The organism is Microvirga sp. P4_A5, assembly GCF_056402495.1.
In genome coordinates this window covers 1-16029 of record NZ_JBFUHH010000095.1, presented here as the reverse complement: position 1 = coordinate 16029, position 16029 = coordinate 1, and the positions used below count along the sequence as shown (strand labels likewise).

The 16029-nt window shown below is 64.3% G+C and carries 11 protein-coding genes; 5 read left to right on the top strand and 6 right to left on the bottom strand.

The features are described from left to right. Window positions 1–954: matrixin family metalloprotease (locus AC1DVM_RS18855; protein ID WP_477256926.1), on the bottom strand; the 954-nt coding region annotated here is incomplete at its 3' end. Window positions 955–1238: 284 nt separating this feature from the next. Between AC1DVM_RS18855 and tyrS the strand changes: the two genes are divergently transcribed. Further along, window positions 1239–2501, top strand: coding sequence for a tyrosine--tRNA ligase (gene tyrS / locus AC1DVM_RS18850; RefSeq protein WP_477256924.1), 1263 nt, complete (start codon window positions 1239–1241; stop codon window positions 2499–2501). Between the two features lie 6 nt (window positions 2502–2507). Here tyrS and AC1DVM_RS18845 read toward each other — a convergent pair whose 3' ends face one another. Then, a complete protein-coding gene (locus AC1DVM_RS18845) occupies window positions 2508–5948 on the bottom strand; it encodes a YhdP family protein (protein ID WP_477256922.1) in 3441 nt (1146 codons plus the stop codon). Window positions 5949–6092: 144 nt separating this feature from the next. Between AC1DVM_RS18845 and AC1DVM_RS18840 the strand changes: the two genes are divergently transcribed. The 3 genes from AC1DVM_RS18840 to AC1DVM_RS18830 all read left to right on the top strand — a co-directional run bounded on the left by AC1DVM_RS18840 (window position 6093) and on the right by AC1DVM_RS18830 (window position 7907). Next, the gene (locus tag AC1DVM_RS18840) at window positions 6093–6557 is read left to right on the top strand and encodes a peroxiredoxin (protein ID WP_477256920.1); all 465 of its coding nucleotides are present in this window, start codon (window positions 6093–6095) and stop codon (window positions 6555–6557) included. Between the two features lie 80 nt (window positions 6558–6637). After that, window positions 6638–7531 carry a matrixin family metalloprotease gene (locus AC1DVM_RS18835; RefSeq protein ID WP_477256918.1) on the top strand — a complete coding sequence of 298 codons (894 nt, stop codon included), beginning with the start codon at window positions 6638–6640 and terminating at the stop codon, window positions 7529–7531. Then, on the top strand, window positions 7473–7907 hold the full coding sequence (locus tag AC1DVM_RS18830) for a M10 family metallopeptidase C-terminal domain-containing protein (protein WP_477256916.1): 435 nt from the start codon (window positions 7473–7475) through the stop codon (window positions 7905–7907). The genes AC1DVM_RS18835 and AC1DVM_RS18830 overlap by 59 nt, the downstream gene beginning before the upstream one ends. 38 nt (window positions 7908–7945) lie before the next feature. On the opposite strand, the gene prfB is transcribed toward AC1DVM_RS18830, so the two are convergent. From prfB to AC1DVM_RS18810, 4 genes are all read right to left on the bottom strand, one after another. Beyond that, window positions 7946–9074 (bottom strand): peptide chain release factor 2 gene (prfB, locus tag AC1DVM_RS18825; protein ID WP_477256914.1). Its coding sequence is split into 2 segments (ribosomal slippage): window positions 7946–9004 and window positions 9006–9074, totalling 1128 coding nucleotides; the frame shifts between segments, so codons are not numbered across the junction. Further along, entirely contained in the window at window positions 9003–9230 is a 228-nt protein-coding gene (locus AC1DVM_RS18820) for a hypothetical protein (protein ID WP_477256928.1), read from the bottom strand. The genes prfB and AC1DVM_RS18820 overlap by 72 nt, the downstream gene beginning before the upstream one ends. Before the next feature lie 36 nt (window positions 9231–9266). Continuing rightward, complete coding sequence (locus AC1DVM_RS18815) at window positions 9267–11690, bottom strand: penicillin-binding protein 1A (protein ID WP_477256912.1); 2424 nt, start codon at window positions 11688–11690, stop codon at window positions 9267–9269. 146 nt (window positions 11691–11836) lie between these two features. Continuing rightward, window positions 11837–13069 carry an N-acetylmuramoyl-L-alanine amidase gene (locus AC1DVM_RS18810; RefSeq protein ID WP_477256910.1) on the bottom strand — a complete coding sequence of 411 codons (1233 nt, stop codon included), beginning with the start codon at window positions 13067–13069 and terminating at the stop codon, window positions 11837–11839. A gap of 663 nt (window positions 13070–13732) precedes the next feature. Here AC1DVM_RS18810 and AC1DVM_RS18805 point away from each other — a divergent pair. Beyond that, a partial coding sequence (locus AC1DVM_RS18805) for an Rne/Rng family ribonuclease (protein WP_477256908.1) occupies window positions 13733–16029 on the top strand: 2297 nt, incomplete at its 3' end.

Here is a 16029-nt window from a genome sequence, read left to right as displayed (position 1 = left end):
GGCCTGGCCCGTGGTGGCTGACCACGAATAGGTGCTGTTTCCGCTGTTGGTTACGAAATCGGCGCCGTACATCGCCTGCAACGCCGCGACGTCGTATTGCATGAAGGTTTGCGGATCGTCCTGGGTGAGCCTGTAGGACATCACGGTGAATTCGGCGGAATCGTGCGCCGCGCTCATCTTGGGAAGCACGCCGCCGGAATCGTGCGGATGTTTCAGTCCGAGCGCGTGCCCGAGTTCGTGCAATACCAAGGAATGACTGTAGGTGCCGACGCCCCCGCTCTCGCGGCTCAGCCACACGTCGCCGCCATAGCCGGGGACGCCCGGATAATAGCCGTGACTGCGATTGATCGTGTCTCCGGGGGTGAAGCCGGAGACCTGGATGGTCGCACCGTTACGGCCTGCGTAGCTCAGGTTGAGATTGGTCACGCCTTCGACGGATGTAAGGCCCATTTTCGGCCCGCCCGCATAGGGGCTGTAGCCTTCGAGTGTATAGCGGATGGCCTGCTCGGTATCGAAGGTGAGCGCCTTGTAGCCGGTCGCGCTCGGATTGAACCACTGATAGTCGCCGCGAGAGTCGGGAAGACTGTAGGTGATCGTGCTGGAGCTCCACTGCGACCCCGTGAGCAAGGCCCGCACATCCGCATCGAGGCCGGACGGCACGGTGAATCGGACCCCCGCGACCGAAAACGGAGCGGTCGTGGCGAGCGTGGAGAAGAGGGTCAGCGGCGCGGTGGAGACATTGTGGGAGATCCAGTCGTGGACGTCGTCAACGGCGCCTTCGATCCAGTCTCCGATGCCGTCCCATGGGGCGCCGGCGGCCATGCTGGCATAATTCATCGCCTCATTGTACGAGCTGAAACCGGCGCCTTCTCCGTTCCAACCCCAGGCCGAGGACTGATAGATTTCGTGCGAGAAACTCGACCCGGATGTTCCCTGATCGTTGGCTGTACACAAGTAGCACATCCGCAAGCCTCCCAGTTCGAAACTGTCATGATATAATATTGTTTAGTTCGAAACCGTCAAGGTGTCGTGACCGCGAGCAGGCTGGCGACACAAGGCAGCCGCAACCCTGTGTTGAGTGATGCGCCGAATGTTGGGGCTAACTTCTTGATCGTGACTGGATCTCACCCGAGGACTGGTTGTAACGACACCATCCTTTGCGCCGGAAAACCCTTGTGGATCCCCACCGCCGTCGGTAGACCTTCGCCATCCTCCGTGACCGACAGAAGAGAGACGCGATGAACGCGCCGAAATCCGAATTCCTGAAAGTGCTCACCGAGCGCGGCTTCATTCACCAGACCTCCGATTTCGACGGGATCGACGCGGCGGCGCTGGAGGGGCGGCTCACCACTTATGTGGGATACGATTGCACCGGCCCGTCGCTCCATGTGGGGCATCTCCTGTCGATCATGATGCTGCACTGGCTCCAGAAGACCGGGGCCGGCAAGCCGATCGCGCTGATGGGCGGCGGGACGACACGGGTGGGCGATCCTTCGGGCAAGGACGAGAGCCGCAAGCTGCTGACGCCGGAGCAGATCGACGACAACAAGACGAGCCTCAAGGGAGTGTTCTCGCGGCTGATCGATTTCGGCGAGGGCGCACGCGACGCCATCATGGTCGACAACGCCGAGTGGCTGACCAAGCTGAATTACATCGATTTCCTACGCGATGTGGGCCGGCATTTCTCCGTCAACCGCATGCTGTCCTTCGACAGCGTGAAACTCCGGCTCGAGCGCGAGCACGAGTTGTCGTTCCTCGAATTCAACTACATGATCCTGCAGGCCTACGATTTCGTGGAGTTGAACAAGCGCTACGGCTGCGTCCTCCAGATGGGCGGCTCCGATCAATGGGGCAACATCGTCAATGGCATCGATCTCGGCCGACGGCTGGGCACGCCGCAGCTTTACGCGGTCACCTGCCCGCTGCTGACGACGTCCTCGGGCGCGAAGATGGGGAAGACGGCCTCCGGCGCCGTCTGGCTCAACGGCGAAATGCTGAGCCCCTACGATTACTGGCAGTTCTGGCGCAACACCGAGGACGCCGATGTGGGCCGATTCCTCAAGCTGTTCACGCTGCTGGGCATGGACGAGATCGCCCGCCTCGCAGCGTTGGAAGGCGCCGACGTGAACGAGGCGAAGAAGGTTCTGGCGACCGAGGCGACCGCGCTGCTCCACGGCCGCGAGGCGGCGGAGCTTGCCGCCGAGACCGCCCGCAAGACCTTCGAGCAGGGCGCGCTCGCCGAAAGCCTCCCGACGGTGGAAATCGCAGCGTCGTCTCTCGACGCGGGCCTCGGCGTGCTGACCGCCTTCGGCCCCGAATATGCCAAGCTCCTGCCCTCGACCGGTGAGGCGCGCCGGCAGGTGAAAAGCGGCGGCCTTCGCGTCAACGATCAAATCGTGACCGACGAGCGGGGCGTCCTGCGCACCGCCAACCTGACGCCCGAGGGTGTCATCAAGCTATCGTTCGGCAAGAAACGGCACGTGCTGCTGCGCGCGGTCTGACGGGCCCTACCGCTCCGGAGTCGTCGGCAAAGAGCCCGTCGGCTGATCGCCTCCCGCGCCGAAGAGCTTGCGCAGGAAACCGGGTGCGACCGCCGAAAGCGGATTGACCGTCAGCGTCGGGTTGGCGACCGGCCCGGCGACGCGGAAATTGACCGCGAACAGGCCCTCATATTGCCCGCCGCCCAGCAGCGGCCCGAACAGAGGCACCTGCGCGAACGCGTTGTTGAGGCCGTAGGCGGGCACGAAGGTGCCGGAAATATCCATACGGTCGCGCGCCTGGTCGATGAAGCCTCCGAGGGTGAATCCGACCTGGCTGCCGAACACCGCCGCATCCTTGAAGTCGAGCCGGCCCGCGCTTCGCGTGAAATCGACCCGCGCCTTGCTGAACCGCGCCTCGTTGATGTCGACGCGCACCGATTGCGCGTTGCCGGCGCGATCCTGCCCGGCGACGACCTGCGTCTGGGTCGGAATGATGCGCCGCAACGCCGGCTCGTTGCTGAGCGCGAAGTCCCGCACCATCAGGTTGCCGATCTGCGGCCCGTCGCCCGTTCCCATCTGCAGCACCAGGTCGCCGCCCGTCATCCGCTTGTAGATATCGAGAAAACGCAGCAGCGATCCGGCGTTGTCCGATTGCACGAGGATCTGGGGACCGGCGGGTGCCGCCATGGTGCGCGCCACGAGATTGGTCGCACCGAGGCGACCTTTCATGTCGAGCTGGCGCAGGCTGTCTTTCCTGACCGAGGCCTTGAGGGTCGCGCTGGTGATCGCCTCGTCGTTGAACCCGGTCAGGATGTTGAGATTGAGATCGAGGTCGAAATCCTTGGCGTCGCGGTTCGCCCCTTTGGTCGTGGCCGCAGCCGAGTCCATGGCCTTGGCGAACGGCCGCGCGTCGCCGGTATTGCCCCGGATGACGACCTTGTAGACGCCTCCCGTCCGGTCCAGCTGGGCGCGCATGTCGTCGCCCGCGGAGATCTTGAGCGTTGAAAGGTCGGCTTTGTCGAGGGCCCCGTCCGCGGTCATTGTGGCGGAGCCCCGCATCTGGGTCGCGCCGCTGTCGAGTTGCAGATCACGGAGCTCTGTCGAGGCCCCCTCCACCATGGTGAAGGACAGTTTCGCGATCCGCCCCGCAGGTTTTGCCCAGCCGGGAACGAGCTGATCGATCCCTGCCTTGGTGAGGTCGACATCCACCTTGATGCCGGTCTTCTCGTCCTTGCCGAGGGGGATTGCGACCTTCAGCGGAAATGTGCCGGTCAGTTGAGAGCCGAAGGACATGCCACGCCGGGCGCGGGCCGCCTCGTCGAGACTGAACGTGACATTCGCCTCGCCCCCGGCGGGCGTCTGCCGGAGATCGATGTTGGCGGGGCTGCCACCGACCTTGCCGTCGCCCTTGACGCTCAGATAGCCCTTGTCATACGCGATGGCGAGCTTGGCGCCTTCGAGCCGCTCCTTGCCGAAGATCTTGTCGATGCCGAGATCGGTCATCGTTCCAGTGACGGAGATCGGCAGATCGACGAAGCGCGGGATGTTCTTCACGGGAAGCGCGATCTTCACCTTCAGGTCGGCGCTTCCCTTCATGGTCGCGGGGTCGATCTCAAATCCCGCGATGTCGTGGATGAGCGGCTGCTGCAGCAAGGCGCCGACCCCGTCGGCCGGGCCCGCGAGGCGGAAATCGACGAAAGCGGTCGCGTCGTCCTTCCAGTAATTTTCCAGCACGAAGCTGCCATCCGACGCGTCGAGGAAACGGCCCGCCATCTCAGCCTTTCCGGCCGGCGCGCGCAGCCGCACATCGACGCCGCTGACCGCGCCCGTGACGTTCAACCCGGTGAGCGGCGGCAGGCCTTCGGCGGCCATGAGGGTGCCGTCCGATGCCGAAAAAGCGATCGCCAAGGATTCCACCGGGATGGGCTCCCCGGACAGCGCCCGCGTCATGTCGGCGCCCGTCATCGCCACCTTCAGGTCGATGGCGTCGAGCCTGCCGCCGCCCACATGTCCGACCAGAAACTTGCGAACGGGAGGTGCCACCGCTTCGGGCCAGAGCCGAAGCGCCGTCCGGAGATCGGTTTTCGATCCCCTCAAGGCGAGGTGGAGGGACGTCGGATCTGCTGAGGGCAACAGGTTTCCGGTCAGGTCGGCGGAAAGGTCGGGACCCCGAAGCATCACCGATTTCAGCGTCACGCCATCCGGCCCGGACAGCTCGGCCGCAAGGTCGGAGATGCGCACCGGAGCATCGCTCGACGCCGCCCCGGAAAGCACCACGTCCTTGCCCGACAGGGACAGATTCCAGCCGTCCTGCGGCAGGTTGGTGGTGAGACGGCCCATCAGCGTGACGTCGTTCCCGCCCCCCTGCAGGTGGAGCCGCGTCAGGTCGAGCGCCCGCGCGGGCTCGTCCCACGAAATCTCGATATCGGACCGCTGAACGATGGCAGGCGACGTGTCCTTGTCGTTCAGCTGAACCATGCCGTCCCGCGCCGACAGGCGGGTCTTGAGCTCGGTGACGCGCCCGTCCGCGAAGGCGGCGTCAATTCGCCCGGAAAACTTCAGGTCGGTCGTCGCCGGCAGGGCGGACTGGCCGGAGAGGAGCAGGATGTCCTGGATCGAGGCTCCGTCGGCGAGGATTTCCGCCCGATAGACTCCGGCGCTCTCGCGGTCGACATCGCCCTTGAGCTGCCAGCTCCCCTGCGGCCCCTCGATGCTGGCGAGGAAGCGACGGCCGCCGTCCTCGGCCCAGTCGAATGTCGCGTCGACGCGGTTGAACGCGGCGCGCTGGCGCTGCTCCGCATCGACGAAGACCAGCGTGGCATTGGTGAGCTGCGCCCGGTCGAGGGAATTCAGGATGCTTTGCGGATCGAGCACGAGTTCGAAGAGCGATCCCACCACATTCGAGATCGGCGAGGCGCCTCCGGCCGACGCGGAAGGCGGTGGCGCCTGAGCGGGGGGGACAATCGACTGAGGCGGCGCCAGCTCGCCGCCCTCGGCGGCGGGCACGGGCGAAAAGCTCAGCGCGCCGTCGCGGTCCACGAGAACCCGCAATTGCAGGTCCCGGACCGCGATGGCTTTGGGCTGCAGATTTCCGCCGAGCAGGGACATGGCGTCCACACTGACGAGCGCGTAGGGGGCGCGAAGGACGAGGGCGCCCTCCGGGTCCCGCACGTCGAGGCCATTCGCCCGCAAGGCCGGCGCGCCTCCGTGCAGTTCGAGCGCGGTGTTCCGCAACGTCACGGACCAGCCGGTCCCGATACGGGCCGCGATGGAATCCGCAACCCGGTCGGGAAGGCTTCCGAAACTCAGGGGCCCGACTGAAAGTCGCATGTAGAGGAGGCCAAAACCGGCCCCGATCAGGACGAGGAGCGCCACGCAAAGAAAGGCCGACGCGCGCACGACACGTGCCAACGAGCTCCGCTTCACCAGCCTGCGCCGGCGGAACTTGAGTTTGGATAACGGCTTCATTCTATGTCGTCTGCTGTCCGCTCACGTTTCCATCGTCGGGAATCACACGGGGACCTTACCCCTCTTGCACATGCGTCGCGACCATGTCTTTCAATGAGCCCACGCGGTTCCAACCACCCTATTCCGACGAAAGGAAGGCGAGCGATGACCTTGGCAGCAGGCGACATGGCCCCGGCTTTCACGCTTCCGGCGACCGACGGCCGAACCCTCTCCCTCGAGAGCCTGCGTGGCCGTAAGGTCGTTTTGTATTTCTACCCGAAGGACGACACCAGCGGCTGCACGCTGGAGGCCAAGGATTTCCAAACTTTCAAACGGGAATTCGAGGCCGCCGGGACCGAAATAATCGGCATCTCCCCCGACGCGATGAAGAGCCACGACAAATTCCGTGCGAAATACGGTCTTGACTTCGCCCTCGCCTCCGACGAAGGCAAGGCGATGCTCGGCGCCTATGGGGTCTGGGTCGAAAAGAGCATGTACGGCCGCAAGTACATGGGCGTCGAGCGCACCACGCTGCTCATCGACCGCGACGGAAGAATCGCCCGCGTCTGGGAAAAGGTGAAGGTACCGGGGCATGTGGAGGAGGTTCTGGCGGCCGCGAAAGCGCTGTAGCCGACGCTCCCCTCTTTGCCATCTCTTGCAGTGCAACCGATGATACTTTATATCGATCCATGCTTCTATCACAGGATTGCATGATGCGATCGCCCTCGTTCGGCAGCGCTTCCTCAGGTGCGACCACCCTTACCCCTGGGGCGTCGCCATTTTTCTGGTGGAACCAACGAGAAGTCGGCAATTACTCGGCGCTTCTGTCCGGGCGGACCTGGATCGGCTCGGACGGAGATTCCGTACGGACGAAGCCGACTTTCATCACCTACTCGTTCCAGTCCCGGATGACGGAGGCTGATACCGATGCGTTCCCGGGAAGTCGTTCGCACTGGCATTCCTTTTCGCGGAAAGACAAGGCCGATGCCCGCGCCGCTCTCAAGAAATGGGGGGCGGCGTCGGGGATTACCTTCCTCGAGGCGAAGGGCGACCACGGGGACATTCAATTCTCGTGGGCACCGCAGGAGGATTCGTCCGGGCTCGGCTATTTTCCGGCATCGGATGACCTCGGCGACATCACGTATGACAATTTCTATGTCGAATCCTACGACGAGATCGCCGGAAACATTTATCTCAACACCCACGATCGGAGTCGCTTCGCCGCCGATCCGGCCTGGAAGAAATATGTATTACTCCACGAGATCGGCCACGCTCTCGGCCTGAAGCATCCCTTCAGCAGCACTTTCTATAACGGCCGCATGCTGTCGGAGAAATACGACAGCGTTTCCAACACGGTGATGGCCTACCTCAGAGGGGGAGAGACCGCCGACAAGCCTCAAGAAATTCGACATCCAGGCGATCCGCAAGCTTTACGGATCGCACAAGATGGACGGCAAGCAGGTGGCGCAATGGAGTTGGAACGCCAAGACCGAGGTTCTGACCCAGATCGGCAAAACCACCGACGATGTGTTGTGGGGCACGAAGGTGACCGACAAGCTCTATGGCGATTACGGCAACGATCGCCTGCATGGCATGGCCGGTGACGATCTTCTCTCAGGCGGTCCCGGCAGCGACATTCTGATCGGCGGTCCAGGCCGGGACAGTTTCCGCTTCGATCACGATCCGGCGGCTGACCGTTCCATCGACACGATCCTGGATTTCAACGCGGATTTCGACAGGATCGACCTCTGGACCGGGGCTTTCCGCGACCTCGGCCCCGCAGGCGTGCTGCTTTCGACCAAGTTCGCGGAGGGGAGCGCCGCGAAGGACCTGCTCGTGCGCATTCTGTTCGACACGGATACGGACCAGATCATCTACGATTCCGACGGCTCGGGCCCCGCACCGTCGATCGTCGTCGCGCAGCTGAAGTTGAAGGCCGCCGAGACGGTGGTGAATGCCGGCCATTTCTGGGTCGTCTGAGGCATGTCGGCTGCGACGGTGCGCGACCGCGGCGTCGGCTACTCGATATCCTCGACCTCTTCGGTCTTGCCGAACACACGCTGCGCGAGCGAAGCCTCGATGAAGGGGTCGATATCGCCGTCGAGGACGTCCTGCGGGGCGGTCGATTGCGCGCCCGTCCGCAGGTCCTTCACCATCTGGTAGGGCTGCAGGACGTAGGAGCGGATCTGGTGACCCCAGCCGATCTCCGATTTGGAGGCGGCCTCGGCACTCGCCTTTTCTTCCCGGCGCTTGAGCTCGGCCTCGTAGAGGCGGGCACGAAGCATGTTCCAGGCGGTGGCGCGGTTCTTGTGCTGCGACCGCTCCTGCTGGCAGGCGACCACGATCCCGCTGGGGATATGCGTGATGCGCACGGCCGAATCGGTCGTGTTCACGTGCTGGCCGCCGGCGCCCGAGGAGCGGAACGTATCGATCCGGCAATCGGATTCCTTAACTTCGATATTGATGCGGTCATCCACCACCGGATAGACCCACACCGACGCGAAACTCGTGTGGCGCCGCGCGTTCGAGTCGTAAGGAGAAACGCGGACCAGGCGATGGACGCCCGATTCCGTCTTGAGCCACCCATAGGCGTTGTGCCCCTTGATCAGAAGCGTCGCACTCTTGATGCCGGCTTCTTCGCCGTCGGTGATTTCGAGCAGCTCGACCTTGTATTTCCGGCGCTCGCCCCAGCGCGCGTACATGCGCTGCAGCATCGAGGCCCAATCCTGGCTCTCGGTGCCGCCGGCGCCAGAATGGACTTCCACGTAGGTGTCGTTCGCGTCCGCCTCGCCCGACAGGAGCGTCTCGACTTGACGTCGCGCGGCTTCCGCCTGGACGGCGCGAATGCTCTCCTCGGCTTCCTTTACGGTCGCGGCGTCGCCTTCGGCGTCGCCGAGCTCGATGAGCATGGTGGCATCCTCGATATCCTGTTCGAGGCGCTTGATCGCCGTGATCTGATCCTCGAGCGACGTGCGTTCGCGCATGATCTTCTGCGCGGCATCGGCATCGTTCCAGAGGTCGGGATCTTCGGCGAGGGAATTCAGTTCAGCGAGGCGGCGCTGGGCATTGTCCCAGTCAAAGATGCCTCCTCAGCAGTGCGATCGACTGCTTGGCTTCGTCCACGAGATGTTCGATTTCGGCGCGCATGGTGTCCGGGAAAGATTGTGAATGGCGAATGGCGAATGGCGAATGGCGAATGGCGAATGGCGAATGGCGAATGGCGAATGGCGAATGGCGAATGGTCAGTAGGTGCTGGATGCATGCAGTGTCAATAAAATTGGCGCAGGTTATGGCTACCGCCAATCTTCCACTCGCCAATCGCCATTCGCCACTCGCCTTCTAGTACAACCCGCCGACACTGCCCGGCGCAACAGCGCGATGGGCTTCGGGCGGCGCGTCCGCGCCGGAATCGACTTCGACCGGGATGTAGCTCTCGGGCGGGCTGGTGCCGGGCTTGAACGCCTCGACGATCACGCCGCCGCCCTCGCCCGACCCTGCGCGCAGGCCCGTGGAGGCGTTGACGCGGATCAGCTTGATGCCGGGAGGCACGCGGAACGGCGTCGCCGGCTTGTCCTTGAGGGCCATCTGCATGAAATCGCGGAATACCGGCGCGGCGTATTGACCGGCGGTGGCGGCATTGCCGAGGGATTGCGGCTTGTCGTAGCCGATGAAGACGCCCACCGCGAGATCCGGCGAGAAGCCGACGAACCACACGTCCTTCGCGTCGTTCGTGGTGCCGGTCTTACCGGCGAGCGGCTTGCCCACGACCTTGACGCTCTGCGCCGTGCCGCGCTGCACCACCCCTTCGAGGATCGACGTCATCTGATAGGCGGTGAGCGGATCGATGACCTGCTCGCGATTGTCCGCGAGCCGGGGCGGTGCGCCGCCATCCCAAGCGGCGGCGTCACAGCCGGCGCACTTGCGGTCGTCGTGCCGGTAAATGGTTTTTCCGCTGCGATCCTGGATTCGGTCGATGAGGGTCGGCTTGATCCGACGGCCGCCGTTCACGAACATCGAATAGGCCGCCGTCATCCGCATGACGGTGGTCTCGCCGGCGCCGAGTGACATCGACAACAACGGCAACAGATCGTCGTAAACGCCGAACCTGCGGGCATATTCCGAGATGGCCGGCATGCCGACCTCGTTGGCGAGGCGGACTGTCATGAGGTTCTTGGAGTGCTCGACGCCGTAGCGAAGCGTCCGCAAGCCCGCCGATTTTCCGTCATAGTTCGAGGGTGCCCAAGCGGCCTGCCCCGGGCCCATGTCGAGCACGAAGGGCGCGTCCAGCACCTGGCTCGACGGGGTGTAACCCTTGTCGAGGGCGGTCGCGTAGACGATCGGCTTGAAGGACGAGCCCGGCTGGCGCATCGCCTGATTGGCGCGATTGAACTCGCTCTGGTCGAACGAGAAGCCGCCGACCATCGCGTGGACGCGTCCCGTATAAGGGTCCATGGCAACGATCGCGCCGGAGATCTCCGGGATCTGCCGGAGGCGGAACTGGTCGGGCTTGCCCTCCATGGGCTCCACGAAGACGAGATCCCCGGGGGACAGCGCCTTCTCCACGGCCCGGCGCGTCCACTTCACGCCGTCCGCGGTGACGAAGCCGGTCTGGCGCTCGGTCACGACCTGTCCGGAGGCAGCCTTGCGAGGCTGAAGGCCGATTCGGGCTCGCCCGCCGGTCACTTCGAGGACGACCGCCTGTCGCCATGGCTGCACGTCGCCCAGAATAGGCACTTCCGCCAGGGCCAGGCCCCATTCGCGGCCTGTCAGGTCGAGCTTCTGCGTCGCCCCGCGCCAGCCGCGCGCCTCGTCGAAACGAACCAATCCGTCGACGAGCGCCTTGCGGGCCATCGCCTGCAATTGCGGGTCGAGGGTGGAGCGGATCAGGAGACCGCCCTCGTAGAGCGTCTCCTCGCCGTAGCGGTCGGCGATGTCGCGGCGCACGCCTTCGGCAAAATAGCCGGACGCGATGCTGTTGGGCGAGATGGAACGCGGACTGACGGTGAGCGGTTCCTTCTTGGCCGCTTCGGCCTCTTCCTTCTTGATGTAGCCGTTATCCACCATGCGATCGACGACCCAGTTGCGGCGCTCGACAGCGGCCTGCTTCTGGCGGAACGGATGATAGTTGTTGGGAGCCTTCGGCAGCGCCGCCAGATAGGCGACCTCGGCGACCGTGAGCTCGTGAACGGACTTGCCGAAATAGTTCAACGCAGCCGCCGCGACGCCGTAATTGCCGAGGCCGAGATAGATCTCGTTGAGGTAGAGCTCGAGGATGCGGTCCTTCGAGAAAGCCGACTCGATGCGCAGCGCCAGCAGCGCCTCGCGAATCTTGCGCTCATAGGTGCGCTCGTTCGAGAGCAGGAAGTTCTTGGCCACCTGCTGGGTGATCGTCGAGGCGCCCTGCTCCCGCTTGCCGCCGGAGCGCACATTCGCCACCACCGCGCGGACGATACCTTCGGGGTCGATACCCGCATGCTTGTAGAAATTCTTGTCCTCGGCGGAGAGAAACGCCTCGACGACGAGCTTGGGCATGGCCTGGATCGGCATGTGAAGCCGCCGCTCGCGGGCATATTCGGCGATCAGCGATCCGTCGGAAGCGTGGACACGGGTCATGATCGGCGGCTCGTAATCGGCGAGCTGCGCATGGTCGGGCAGGTCCTTCGAGAACATCCAGTACCCGTAGGCGAGGCCGGCAGCGCCGATCAGGAAGAAAATGGCCCCGATACTGAACAGAAAGCCAAAAAATCGTAGGACGAAGCGCATCCGAAGGTGTTCCGTTCTCGGCGCCCGCGCGCCCGTTATGCTGTCTGCAAACGCCAGTCCCGGCTGTCAAGCGCGCCGGCCCGTTCAGTGCCGTCTGCCCTGTTAGCCGAGGAATCGCATCCCCGCCAAGGATATCGACACGCTTTCTATGGTGAAACTGCGGCAGCGCCCTGCCGCGCGAGACGCGTGGCGAAGAAGCGGTCGATCGCGACCGCCATGGACGCGATGGCCTTGCTGCGCCATTCGTCCGAGATCAAAAGGTCGAGATCCTTGCGGCTGGAGAGATAGCCGAGCTCCAGCAGGACCGACGGCACGTCGTGGGCCCGCAGCACCTTGAAGCCGGCCTCGCGGCGCGGATTCTTGTTGAGCTGCGCCACCGCATCCAGCTCGCCCACGAGCCTTCCGGCAAACCGGTGCGAGAAAGTCCGGGTTTCCCGGGAGGTGAGCTCCTGCAGAATGTCGAGAACCTCGTCAGGCCCCTCGCTGGAATCGATGCCGGCAACCGCGTCGGCCTTGTTCTCCCGATCGGCGAGACGCGCCGAATCCGCGTCGGAGGCACGTTCGGACCCGGTATAGACCGTCAGCCCTCGCACGTCCTGCCCGCCCGCGAGCGAATCGGCGTGGATCGAAATGAAGAGGTCCGCCTTCGCGGCCCTTGCGGCGCGAACCCTGTCCCCCAGCGAGACGAAAGCGTCGTTGTCACGTGTCAGCACAACCTTGTAAGAGCCTGAGCTTTCTAGCTTTTTCTTGAGGAGCTGCGCAAATCCAAGCACCAGATCCTTCTCGACGATGCCGTTGGCGCCGGCCGCGCCGGGGTCGATGCCGCCATGGCCGGGATCGATCACGATCCGGGGCCGGTCATCTCTCGTCTCCGCCATTGCGGGCCGCGAGGGCGACGCCGTAGGGGCCATGGTCGCCACGCTTGCCACCTGAGCCCGACGGAACTCGTCGCGCTCGACCCGTTTCAGCTCCACCACCAGAGTCGAGGCGCTCCCCGACGCATCGCGCTCGGCGCGGATATTGGCGACGACCGCCGGCTCGGCGAGATCGATCACCACCCGGGACCGTCCCGGCGCGAAGAGACCGTACCGATAAGATGCGATGAGGCCGTCGCGCTTCTTGCCGTTCTCGGCGGCGAGATGGAAGGCAACCTCCGGCAGATCGACGATGACCCGGTCGGGACCCTCCATGAGGTGAGCACTGGCCTCCACCGGTTCCGACAGGGTGACGCGGAACTGCGTGCGGTCGCCTTCGACCTGCGTCGCCACGGCGGCGGCGACCACGGTCGTGGCTGGCTTGGGAACGCCGCTGGCGTCCTGCGCCCGCGCATTTCCCATCGCCCCGACGACGAGCGTGGTGAGCAAAAGGAACCGGAACACGGTGATGGGTCGTCCAATATGCATTGCGAGCGCCGAGGTTGAGAGCCCGTCATAACCCATAGGCAGCGTTTGGTTAACGAAGAGTCACGAGAAATGCGCCCAAAATGAAGCAGTGTTGCGTCTGCGGCACAGTGGCGATCCAGCGGCTGCCCCCCCTCGCAGAGGTGATGGCCGCATCTTATCTTGCCAAATGCCCGCGAGGCTCTGTATTGATGGGCGTCCCGTCCGGCATGGCCGAATCTGGCGACGGGTCCGTGGAGACGGTTGTGTTGACCGATCCTCTGGACCCTACGTCACCTCGACAGGCTCACGGACAGGCAAAGTGGCGATGTGATCGCCGTGCATACCGGTGGCCGGCCTGGCTGGCTCATCGATTTCGAAAGGGCCGTCGTTGAATGGTTGCGTTAGCGAAGTCAGTTCTGACTGTCGTCTCTGCATCGTTCAATGCGCGCGATCGGTTTCGCGCCCGCCCATGTTCCGCTCAACCCGGCATGGCGTCGGCCCAATTCAACCCAGAATGCGCCCCAGTGAGGCGCACGATGGCGACCGACCGATATTTGAACGCAATCCACGCCCGCTGCCGAGTTTCGCGGCGTGGCTCACCGCCCCTATTGCGGCACCTGCCTCAGGTTCTGGCCCCGGTCGCCATGTCGAGAGTTCAACATGGCAAACAAGATGCTTATCGATGCCTCCCACCCGGAAGAGACCCGGGTCGTGGTGGTACGTGGCCAGAAGGTCGAGGAATTCGACTTTGAATCGGCTACCCGCAAGCAATTGCGGGGCAATATCTACCTGGCGAAGGTAACGCGGGTCGAGCCGTCGCTTCAGGCGGCTTTCGTGGAATACGGCGGCAACCGCCACGGCTTCCTCGCCTTCAGCGAAATCCATCCGGATTATTATCAAATCCCGGTCGCTGACCGTCAGGCCCTGCTGGAAGCGGACGCCGAGGCCCAGCGCGAGGAAGAGCAGGAAGAAGAGCAGCGCCGCAATCGCCGCCGCCGCTCCTCGCCCAAGCGCTCGCGGGGCGACGCCTCGGTGTCGTCCGCGGATGCGGGTGATGAGGCAGACGGGAGCGTCGAGGCCGCCGGCAACGGCGCCCCGATCCTGGAAGGCGAATTCGAAGTCGTCGGCGAGACGCATGTCCCGATGACGGATGAGGCACCGGACGGCGAAAGCGCGCCCGAAGCGGCCGCCCCGGAAAGCGCCGAAGAAGCTCCGATGAGCACTGAGGCCACGACCGGTCTCGGTTCCGAGGAAGGCCACCACGACGGCGAAGCCCACCACGACGACTATCATGGTGAGGAGGATCACGGCGACGAGGATCATGCCGACGAGGATCATGCCGACGAGGATCCCGATCAGATCGTCGAGCAGCTCGGCGGCGGCGACGCGGAGGAGGACATCCCTCACCGCCCGCGCGTTCACCGCAAGCAGTACAAGATCCAGGAAGTCATCAAGCGTCGCCAGATCCTGCTGGTTCAGGTCGTCAAGGAGGAGCGCGGCAACAAGGGCGCGGCTCTCACCACCTACCTGTCGCTCGCCGGTCGCTATTCGGTGCTCATGCCGAACACGGGCCGTGGCGGCGGCATCTCCCGCAAGATCACCAATGCGGCGGACCGCAAGCGCCTGAAGGAAATCGCCCAGGACCTGTCCGTGCCCGACGGCATGGGCATCATCCTGCGCACCGCCGGCGCGTCCCGCACCAAGCCGGAGATCAAGCGCGACTACGAATACCTGATGCGCCTCTGGGAGAGCGTGCGTGAGCTGACGCTGAGCTCCTCCGCTCCGTCGCTCGTCTACGAGGAAGGTTCGCTGATCAAGCGGGCTATCCGCGACCTCTACAACAAGGACATCGACGACGTCACGGTGTCCGGCGAGGACGGCTATCGCGAGGCCAAGGACTTCATGCGCATGCTCATGCCGAGCCATGCCAAGATCGTCCAGCCCTATCGCGATGCGCAGCCGCTCTTTGCCAAGCACGGGGTCGAAGCCCAGCTCGACGCCATGTTCTCGAACCACGTCACGCTGAAATCCGGCGGCTATCTGGTGATCAGCCCCACCGAGGCGCTGGTCTCCATCGACGTGAATTCCGGGCGCTCGACCCGCGAGCACAATATCGAAGACACGGCCTATCGGACCAACCTCGAGGCGGCCGAAGAAATCGCCCGCCAGCTCCGCCTGCGCGATCTCGCGGGCCTCATCGTCATCGACTTCATCGACATGGAGGAGAAGCGGAACAACCGCACGGTCGAGAAGAAGCTGAACGAATGCCTGAAGAACGACCGCGCCCGCATCCAGGTCGGACGCATCTCGCCCTTCGGCCTGTTGGAAATGTCGCGCCAGCGCATCCGCACCGGGGTGCTCGAATCCTCGTCGATCCCCTGCGCCCATTGCGCCGGCACCGGCTTCGTGCGCTCCACCCCGTCGGTCGCGCTGCACGTGCTGCGGTCCATCGAGGAGACGCTCATCAAGAATGCCGGCTACAACCTCGTCGTGCGGACGCGGATGGAGGCGGCCTTCTACATCCTGAACCAGAAGCGCGTTCACCTGCGCGAATTGGAGACCCGCTTCGGCGTCGCCATCAGCATCGTCGCCGATGACAGCCTCCTGGKAACGACGAACTACGCCATCGAGCGTGGCGAACCGGCCCTGCGCATCGAGCACAAGGCCGCCGCCACCGGCATCCAGATAGACGCCATCCCGCCCACCGATGAAGCCGCCGAGGCCGATATCGAGATGGACGAGGAGCTGGAAGGCGAAGCCGAGACGACGGAGGAATCCAGCGTCGAGGCCCGCCCCGACCGGGAGCGTGACGAGGACGGTGACGGCACGGGCCGCCGTCGTCGTCGTCGCCGCCGCCGCCGTGGTCGCGATCGGGATGGCGCCGGCCTCGAGGCCGAAGGCGAAGAAGGCGTGTCCGTGAGCAGAGATGAGGGCGAGCCTTCTGACGAGGAAGAAGG